This is a genomic window from Hydrogenophaga sp. FW305-3-2-15-A-LB1 (assembly GCF_058787875.1).
In genome coordinates, this window is record NZ_JBYTAE010000142.1 from 1 (window position 1) to 7,634 (window position 7,634).

Genomic DNA, 7,634 nt, shown 5'->3' on the forward strand with positions numbered 1-7,634 from the left:
GGCGAAGGGTGGGTGAGGGGCGCAGCGAAGTAAAGGAGGAGAACCGGCGAAGCCGGTTCGGGGGACATGAGCGGAGCCCCTCGCCCACCCTTCGCCGACCGGACCCGGCCAACGCCAAAGCCAAAACCCTCAGGCCTTGACGCGCGCAACCACCTCCGGCCGGTCGTTCTGCTGCGGCTTCAGCGGCGCGGCGGATTTGCCCTCGGCGCGTTCCTTGCGCCACTGCTCCTTGCGCGCCGTCCACTCGGCCAGGCGCGCATGCGCGGTCTTGCTCTCCTTGAGCATCTCGAACTCGTCGGCCAGCTGCGCCGTGAGTTCCAGGCGGATGCCGTTCGGGTCGAAGAAATAGATGCTCTTGAAGATGTGGTGGTCCGTCACCCCCAGCACCTCGATGCCGCCGGCTTCCAGGCGCGCCTTGGTGTTCTCCAGCTCCTCCACCGTGTCCACGCGGAAACTGATGTGGTTCACCCACTTCGGCGTGTTCGGGCTGGGCAGCGCGGCCTCGTCGTCGCCCAGGTCGAAGAAGGCGATGAAGGAACCGTCCTGCAGCCGGAAGAAGAAGTGCGTGTACGGGCAGTACTCGCCCGTGCTCGGCACGTAATCGCTCTGGATGATGTGGTACAGCGGCAGGCCCAGGATGTCTTCGTAGAACCGGCGCGTTTCCTCGGCGTCCTTCGCACGGTACGCGTAGTGGTGCAACTGCTGGATCGGCGCGGGCGGGGGCAGGGTGGCGGTGGTCGGCATGTCGGTCTCCTGGATGGGCGAAAGCGGGGCCTGTGATTCACCATTATGCAACGCATTTCTCTTATCGTAATTCAATAGGCCTGCGGCGCACTCCAGTTTGATGCTTTCGGCCGGGGGTGTCGATCCTGTTGAGCGCCGATATCAACGCCCGTCCACGGATAGGCGAGGGCAATTCCCCGCATAGCCCAGAACTATTGGACGCTGGCTGACCGGCGGGCGTATGTTGCGGAAGTCCTGTCAGGTTCGGCGCCTGTTGTCCGGGCCTCATGGGCGTTTCTTCCACCCACGCAAGCAAGGAGATACCACATGCCCGCATTGAAAGGCTCGAAAACCGAGCAGTGCCTGAAAGACGCCTTCGCCGGCGAATCCCAGGCCAATCGCCGCTACCTGTACTTCGCGAACAAGGCCGACGTGGAAGGCCAGAACGACGTGGCGGCCCTGTTCCGCTCGACCGCCGAAGGTGAAACCGGCCACGCGCACGGCCACCTGGAATTCCTGGAGCAATCGGGCGACCCGGCCACCGGCCTGCCGATCGGCTCCACCCGCAACAACCTCGCCTCCGCCGTGGCCGGCGAAACCCACGAGTACACCGACATGTACCCGGGCATGGCCAAGACCGCGCGCGAGGAAGGCTTCGACGAAGTGGCCGACTGGTTCGAGACCCTGGCCAAGGCCGAGCGCTCGCACGCCAACCGCTATCAAAAGGCCCTGAACGAACTCGTGGACTGAGCAAGCCCCCGTTCCCTCGCTGCGCCGTAGGCGCAGCGTTTTTGAAAGGGCTTGGCCGAGCCCTTTCAAAAACCCACGAAACGACTCGCACCAGACGAGGAGACATCCCCATGGCCACAGAAGGCAATCTGCAGGCACCGACGCGGCACGCGCTCGACTGGAAGAACCCCGACTTCCACGACGAGGACAAGTGCCTGCACGAGATGGAGCGCATCTTCGACATCTGCCACGGCTGCCGGCGCTGCGTGAGCCTGTGCGGCTCCTTCCCCACGCTGTTCGACCTGGTCGACGAGAGCAGCACCATGGAGGTGGATGGCGTGGCCAAGGCGGACTACTGGAAGGTGGTAGACCAGTGCTACATGTGCGACCTCTGCTACATGACCAAGTGCCCCTACACGCCGCCGCACGAATGGAACCTGGATTTTCCGCACACCATGCTGCGCGCCAAGGCGATCCAGTTCAAGAAGGGCGAGGTGGGCCTGGCCGAGCGTTTCCTCGCCTCCACCGACGTGCACGGCCAGTTCGCCGGCATTCCGATCGTGGTGCAGGTGGCCAACGCGGTGAACCGCACCAGGACCGCGCGCGGCCTGATGGAGCGCGTGGCCGGCGTCGACCAGGACGCCTGGCTGCCCGAACTCGCGACGAAGAAGTTCCGCTCGGGCGCGCCCGAAGCCAACGCCTCGAAGGTGGTCGATGGGGAGAAGACACCGGGCAAGGTCGCGATCTTCGCCACCTGCTACATCAACTACAACGAGCCCGGCATCGGCCTGGACCTGCTCAAGATCCTCGACCACAACGGCATTCCCTACACCCTGGTCGAGAAGGAAAAATGCTGCGGCATGCCCAAGCTGGAGCTGGGCGACCTGGACTCGGTGCAGCGAAGCAAGGAGGCCAACATCCCGGTGCTCGCGAAGTACGCGAAGGACGGCTACGCGATCCTCGCGGCCGTGCCCAGCTGCGCGCTGATGTTCAAGCAGGAAATCCCGCTGATGTTCCCCGACGATGCCGACACCCAGCTCGTGAAGGAGAGCGTGTGGGACCCGTTCGAGTACCTGATGGCGCGCAAGCGCGACGGCCTGCTCAAGACCGAGTTCCCGCAAGCGCTGGGCAACGTGAGCTACCAGATCCCCTGCCACGGCCGGGTGCAGAACATCGGCCGCAAGACCGAGGAGATGCTGAAGATGGTGCCCGGGACCACGGTGAACACCATCGAGCGCTGCTCCGGCCACGCCGGTACCTTCGGCGTGAAGAAGGCGCACCACCAGCAGGCCATGAAGATCGGCAAACCGGTGTTCAAGGCCATGGCCACCATGAAGGACGGCGCGAAGCCCGACGTCATCAGCTCGGACTGCCCGCTCGGTGGTCACCACATCGCGCAGGGCTTCGAGGTCAACGGCCTGGGTGCGCCGGAACTGCAGCACCCGCTGAGCCTGGTGGCCCGGGCCTATGGCCTGAAGTAAGAAAGCAAGGAGCACCCACCATGCAACTCACCGGCCGCATCACCGCCGACTCCCTCATGAGCCTGGAGGCCTACACCAAGTGGCGCAAGGTGCACAAGCCCGAGATCATGGCGCACCGCCGGCTGCGCAGCGTGCAGCTGGGCGAGCACCTGCACTTGCAGTTCGAGAGCGAGACCACCATGCGCTACCAGATCCAGGAGATGCTGCGCATCGAGAAGATCTTCGAGGAGGAGGGCATCCAGCAGGAGATCGATGCCTACGCGCCGCTGGTGCCCGATGGCACGAACTGGAAGGCCACGATGATGATCGAGTACATCGACATCAACGAGCGCAAGCGCGAACTCGCGCGGCTCATCGGGGTGGAAGACCGCATGTTCGTCGAGGTCGAAGGCCATGCCCGTGTGTACGCCATCGCCGACGAGGACCTGGACCGCGAGAACGACGAAAAGACCTCGGCCGTGCACTTCGTGCGCTTCGAGCTCACGGCCCCGATGCGCGCGGCGGTGCTGGCCGGCGCGGCCGTCAAGCTGGGGTGCGATCACACCCACTACCCGGCGCACCTGCAAGTGCCCCCGGAAACGCTGGCGTCTCTCGCCGGTGACCTGAAGTAACACGGCCCGTTGGGGATAATCAGGGCTTCCCCCGGGAAGCCTTGCCGCTTCCGTGTTCGCCTCCCTCTGCGGCCCCGCCCGCCTCCAGCCCGACATGCTCTTCCTGATCTCGCCCGCCAAGGCGCTCGACTACGAGACGCCCCCGCACGTGCCCACCCACACCCAGCCGCTGTTCGTGAAACACTCGACCGAACTCATCGAGGTGCTGCGCGAAAAAACGCCGTTGCAGATCGGCGAGCTCATGGACCTGTCGGACGCGCTCTCGGGCCTGAACGTCGCGCGCTACCAGGCCTGGCGCCCGAAATTCACCGCGAAGAACGCCAAGCAGGCCGTGCTCGCCTTCGACGGCGACGTGTACGGCGGGCTGGACGCGAAGACCCTGGGCGAAGCCGAACTCGACTGGCTGCAGCAGCACCTGTGCATCCTCAGCGGCCTGTACGGCGTGCTGCGCCCGCTCGACTGGATGCAGCCCTACCGGCTGGAGATGGGCACGCGCCTGAAGACAGCCCGGGGCAAGAACCTCTACGAGTTCTGGGGCCGCCAGATCGCCGAGTACCTCAATCAGCGCGCCAAGGCCGACCTGAGCCCGGTGGTGATCAACCTCGCCAGCGAGGAGTACTTCAAGGCCGTGGACCGCAAGGCCCTGCTGCCGCGCGTGGTCACCTGCGCGTTCGAGGAACGCAAGGCCGATGGCTATAAGGTCATCAGCTTCATGGCCAAACGCGCGCGCGGCCTGATGGTGCGGTACGCTGTGACGCACCGGGCCACCACGCCCGAACAGCTCAAGGGTTTCGACCTTGAGGGTTACCGTTTCGTGCCCGCCGCGTCCTCGCCCGACCGGCTGGTGTTCCGCCGCGAACAGAAGGCCTGACCGCCTCGACACACACATGAGCCAGACCATCACCCCCGAATTGCGCCGCTGGATCATCGATCAGGCGTCCGCCGGCTTCACCCCCGAGGTGGTGCTGGCCTCCATGGTGTCCTCCGGCTGGCAGGAGTCGGTGGCCGTGGCGGCGCTGGAGAGCACGCTGCGCGAGCACCTGCGCGCCCAGGCCGCCAAGCCCCCGGTGGTCGCGCCTGCGGCCCAGCCCGATGCGGCTTCCACCGCGGCGGGCGTGCCGGTGCCCGACTTCGCTCTGAGCCAGTCCCCGCGCCAGATCGACGCGGGCGACCGTTTGGTGGACGTGATCGCCACGCTGAACCACCCGCGCGTGGTGGTGCTGGGCAACCTGCTGAGCGCCGAAGAGTGCGAGGCGCTGATCGCATCCGCGCGCCCGCACCTGGCGCGCTCGCTCACGGTGGAAACCAAGACCGGCGGCGAAGAGCTCAACCCCGACCGCACCAGCAGCGGCATGTTCTTCACGAGGGGCCAGACGCCCGAGGTGGCCGCCGTCGAAGCGCGCATCGCGCGGCTGCTGAACTGGCCGCTGGAGAACGGCGAGGGCTTCCAGGTGCTCAACTACAAGCCCGGCGCCGAGTACAAGCCGCACTACGACTACTTCGATCCCGCCGAGCCGGGCACGCCCACCATCCTGCGCCGCGGCGGCCAGCGCGTGGCCACGCTGGTGATGTACCTCAACGAGCCCGCGCGCGGCGGCGGCACCACCTTCCCCGACGTGGGCTTCGAGGTGGCGCCGGTGCGCGGCAACGCCGTCTTCTTCAGCTACGACCGGCCCCACCCCTCCACCCGCACGCTGCACGGCGGCGCGCCCGTGATCGAGGGCGAAAAATGGGTCGCCACCAAGTGGCTGCGCGAACGCGAATTCATCTGACGCTCTCATGTCCCAGAACACCCCCGAACAGTCCCAGCTCGGCCGCGCCTCGGCCTACATCGACCAGTACGACGCCTCGCTGCTGTTTCCGCTGCCGCGCGAAACCAAGCGGCGCGAGATCGGTATCACCGGCAGCGTGCCCTTTCTGGGCGCCGACCTCTGGACCGCCTTCGAGCTCAGCTGGCTCAACCTGCGTGGCAAACCCATGGTGGCGCTGGCGCACATCACCGTGCCCTGCGAGAGCACGCACATCGTGGAGAGCAAGTCGTTCAAGCTCTACCTCAACAGCTTCAACAACACGCGGTTCGACAGCGCCGACGCGGTGCGCGACCGCATCCGCGCCGACGTGAGCGCCGCGATCTGGCACGGCGGCCCGATCCAGGCCAGCGCCGGCGTGAAGCTGCTGCTGCCCGAGCACTTCGACCGCGAGCCGGTGCACGAACTCAGCGGCCTGTCCATCGACCGGCTCGACGTGGAGTGCACGCGGTACCAGCCCGCGCCCGAGCTGCTCTCGGCCGCGCTCGATGAGCAACCCGTGACCGAGACCCTGGTGAGCCACCTGCTCAAGAGCAACTGCCTGGTGACCGGCCAGCCCGACTGGGGCAGCGTGCAGATCAGCTACAGCGGCCCGCAGATCGACCAGGCCGGCCTGCTGCAGTACATCGTGAGCTTTCGCAACCACAACGAATTCCACGAGCAGTGCGTCGAGCGCATCTACATGGATGTCTGGCAGCGCTGCAAGCCGGCCAAGCTCACGGTTTACGCGCGCTACACGCGCCGGGGCGGGCTGGACATCAACCCCTGGCGCAGCAGCCACCCGCAATCGCCGCCGGCCAACGTGCGCACCGCGCGGCAGTGAGCCGGCCGGTTCAGAGCATCTTCTGGATCAGCGCGCCCTTGAACAGCACCGGCCCGGTGGGGCCGCGTTCGCTCGGCACGCCGCCCTTGGGCTCCAGGCTGATCGCCAGGGTCGGCACCTCGCGCACATCGCCCTCGCCAGCGGCGAGCTGCAACAGGCGCTCCTGACCCAGCACGCCGAGCGAGCGCGGGCCGCCGGACGGCGGCAGCGCCCAGAGCTGCAGCGACTTGTCGCTCGCTTCCTGGAAGCCGCTCACGCGCTGCAGCGTGAGCTTCCTGCTCTTGGGATCGAAGGTGACCAGCATGGACGCGCTGGCCTGGTCGTCGTGCAGCACGGCCACGTACTCCACCTGCGGCGTTGCTTCGAGTTGGGCTTGCAACTCGCTGATTCGCGTGCCCAGGTTGTCGCGCAGGCCGACGGCCGTGACCACGGCCAGCATCGTGGCCAGGGCGCCGGCGGCGGTGGCGCCGCGCCACAGCGCCAGGCTGCGCAGCCAGCCGCCCCGGCCGTTGGGCGGGGTGGCACGCGCGGCGGCCATGGCCTGCTGGTCGTTGTCGGCGCGCACCAGGTTCTCGATGCGCGTCCAGACCGCCGGGGCCGGTTCGCTCGGGGCCTGGAGTTCGTTCATGCTGGCCACGCGGCTCTGCCACACCAGGGCGGCGGCGCGCACCGGCGCCTGTTCGCGCGCCATGGCTTCGAAGCGGCGGCGCGCGCCCCCGCGCAGCGTGCCCAGCGCGTGGGCCGCGGCCAGTTGGTCCAGCAGTTCGGGGTGTTTCATGAGGTTCATGGCGAGGTCCTCACGCGAAGCGCGCCATGCAGGTGCGCAACTGGTCCAGCCCCCGGCGGATCCAGGTCTTGACCGTGCCCAGCGGCAACTTGAGCTGCTCGGCCAGCTCGCTGTGGCTCAGGTCGCGCAGGTAGGCCAGGCTGACCACCTCGCGCTGGCGGCTTTCCAGCTGGCCCAGACACTGGTGCAGCGCCCAGGCCTGCTGGCTCGCCAGGCTCACGTCCATGGGGTTGGGAGACGTGCCCTCCATCGTGTCGGCCATCACGTCGTCGATCTCGTCGGTGAGGTGGGCGCGCTCGGCGCTGCGCCGACGCAGCGCATCGAGCGAGCGGCTGCGCACGATCAGGCCCAGCCAGGCCATGGGCGGGCTCAGGCTGGCGCGGTAGTCGCCGGCCGAGCGCCAGATCTGCAGGAAGGTTTCCTGCAGCACGTCCTCGGCCCATTCGTGCTTGTTCACCACGCGCAGCGAGAGCCCGTAGAGCTTGGACGACACCAGGTCGTAGAGGCCCTTGAGAGCGGCCTCGTCGCGCTGGGCGATGCGGTCGAGCAGGGCGATGAGGGTGTCGTCGGGTTGGTCGCTCATGCGCGCATTGTGGGGCTGCGGGGGCTTCTGCGGGGCATTGCCGGGCCGGCTCCACACCAGCACGGGGCGGGAACCGCGCGCGGTGGGGC

At 67.4% G+C, this 7,634-nt stretch carries 9 protein-coding genes; 6 read left to right on the forward strand and 3 right to left on the reverse strand.

Annotated elements, in window-relative coordinates; genetic code table 11:
- Nucleotides 1-129: 129 nt before the first annotated feature.
- Nucleotides 130-744, reverse strand: a complete 615-nt coding sequence (locus tag AC3WPZ_RS27105; protein ID WP_492442433.1) for a VOC family protein — start codon at nt 742-744, stop codon at nt 130-132.
- A 306-nt stretch (nt 745-1,050) separates the two neighbouring features.
- Here AC3WPZ_RS27105 and AC3WPZ_RS27110 point away from each other — a divergent pair, with 306 nt between their 5' ends.
- The 6 genes from AC3WPZ_RS27110 (at nt 1,051) to queF (ending at nt 6,175) form a co-directional block, all read left to right on the forward strand.
- A complete protein-coding gene (locus AC3WPZ_RS27110) occupies nt 1,051-1,473 on the forward strand; it encodes a rubrerythrin family protein (protein WP_086125420.1) in 423 nt (140 codons plus the stop codon).
- A 110-nt stretch (nt 1,474-1,583) separates the two neighbouring features.
- Nucleotides 1,584-2,933 carry a (Fe-S)-binding protein gene (locus AC3WPZ_RS27115; RefSeq protein ID WP_492442435.1) on the forward strand — a complete coding sequence of 450 codons (1,350 nt, stop codon included), beginning with the start codon at nt 1,584-1,586 and terminating at the stop codon, nt 2,931-2,933.
- Nucleotides 2,934-2,953: 20 nt separating this feature from the next.
- Complete coding sequence (locus tag AC3WPZ_RS27120; protein ID WP_382155004.1) at nt 2,954-3,544, forward strand: DUF3501 family protein; 591 nt, start codon at nt 2,954-2,956, stop codon at nt 3,542-3,544.
- A gap of 94 nt (nt 3,545-3,638) precedes the next feature.
- Entirely contained in the window at nt 3,639-4,415 is a 777-nt protein-coding gene (gene yaaA / locus AC3WPZ_RS27125) for a peroxide stress protein YaaA (RefSeq protein WP_382155007.1), read from the forward strand.
- A gap of 16 nt (nt 4,416-4,431) precedes the next feature.
- A complete protein-coding gene (locus AC3WPZ_RS27130) occupies nt 4,432-5,316 on the forward strand; it encodes a 2OG-Fe(II) oxygenase (RefSeq protein WP_492442437.1) in 885 nt (294 codons plus the stop codon).
- A 7-nt stretch (nt 5,317-5,323) separates the two neighbouring features.
- Entirely contained in the window at nt 5,324-6,175 is an 852-nt protein-coding gene (gene queF, locus AC3WPZ_RS27135; RefSeq protein WP_492442439.1) for an NADPH-dependent 7-cyano-7-deazaguanine reductase QueF, read from the forward strand.
- 10 nt (nt 6,176-6,185) lie between these two features.
- Here the strand turns inward: queF and AC3WPZ_RS27140 are convergent, their stop codons facing one another.
- A complete protein-coding gene (locus AC3WPZ_RS27140) occupies nt 6,186-6,962 on the reverse strand; it encodes an anti-sigma factor (protein WP_492442441.1) in 777 nt (258 codons plus the stop codon).
- Between the two features lie 10 nt (nt 6,963-6,972).
- Nucleotides 6,973-7,545, reverse strand: a complete 573-nt coding sequence (locus AC3WPZ_RS27145; protein ID WP_382155019.1) for an RNA polymerase sigma factor — start codon at nt 7,543-7,545, stop codon at nt 6,973-6,975.
- Nucleotides 7,546-7,634: the final 89 nt, after the last annotated feature.

What these genes read in the sequence shown, in the direction of transcription:
- queF (WP_492442439.1), top strand. Translation starts at nt 5,324, where the DNA reads ATGTCCCAGAACACCCCCGAACAGTCCCAGCTCGGCCGCGCCTCGGCC.
- AC3WPZ_RS27145 (WP_382155019.1), bottom strand. Translation starts at nt 7,545, where the DNA reads ATGAGCGACCAACCCGACGACACCCTCATCGCCCTGCTCGACCGCATC.
- AC3WPZ_RS27115 (WP_492442435.1), top strand. Translation starts at nt 1,584, where the DNA reads ATGGCCACAGAAGGCAATCTGCAGGCACCGACGCGGCACGCGCTCGAC.
- AC3WPZ_RS27105 (WP_492442433.1), bottom strand. Translation starts at nt 744, where the DNA reads ATGCCGACCACCGCCACCCTGCCCCCGCCCGCGCCGATCCAGCAGTTG.
- yaaA (WP_382155007.1), top strand. Translation starts at nt 3,639, where the DNA reads ATGCTCTTCCTGATCTCGCCCGCCAAGGCGCTCGACTACGAGACGCCC.
- AC3WPZ_RS27140 (WP_492442441.1), bottom strand. Translation starts at nt 6,962, where the DNA reads ATGAACCTCATGAAACACCCCGAACTGCTGGACCAACTGGCCGCGGCC.
- AC3WPZ_RS27130 (WP_492442437.1), top strand. Translation starts at nt 4,432, where the DNA reads ATGAGCCAGACCATCACCCCCGAATTGCGCCGCTGGATCATCGATCAG.
- AC3WPZ_RS27110 (WP_086125420.1), top strand. Translation starts at nt 1,051, where the DNA reads ATGCCCGCATTGAAAGGCTCGAAAACCGAGCAGTGCCTGAAAGACGCC.
- AC3WPZ_RS27120 (WP_382155004.1), top strand. Translation starts at nt 2,954, where the DNA reads ATGCAACTCACCGGCCGCATCACCGCCGACTCCCTCATGAGCCTGGAG.